The organism is Microbacterium karelineae (assembly GCF_009745985.1).
GTDB lineage: Bacteria > Actinomycetota > Actinomycetes > Actinomycetales > Microbacteriaceae > Microbacterium > Microbacterium karelineae.
The window spans coordinates 1-409 of record NZ_WFIX01000148.1 but is presented as its reverse complement, the minus strand read 5'-3'; the positions used below and the strand labels follow the sequence as shown (position 1 = coordinate 409).

Genomic DNA, 409 nt, shown 5'->3' with positions numbered 1-409 from the left:
GATCAGTAAACGTACGGAAGTTGTTGTTTTGGCCAACCTTGCCGATTTTAAAAATGATCCCAAAAGCAGAGTTCTTGAAAATGCTTACCTGAAGTATACTTTCAATCCCAAATTAGCAATTACTGTAGGACAGTTCAGACCTTGGTTCGGTATCGAGGAGACCTATCCTATTGACATTATTAAGTCTTTAGACTGGTCCAATCAATACACAGAATTCGGAAAACTGGGCTGGACAAGCTTCCAGATCGGGATGTCTGCTACAGGGCAACTTCAACTGGGAGAAATTCCTTTCCAATATGCTGTTTCAGTAGTGAATGGAAATGGAAAAAACCAGATCAATGATAATGACAACGGAAAACAGTATTCTACCCGTCTGGTTTTCGGATTATCAAAAAAATACCACTTCAAT

Annotated in this window: 1 protein-coding gene; it reads left to right on the top strand. The window is 39.4% G+C overall.

Features of this window, described 5'->3' with window-relative positions:
* Window positions 1-409: porin (locus GB932_RS22350; RefSeq protein ID WP_197517227.1), on the top strand; the 409-nt coding region annotated here is incomplete at both ends.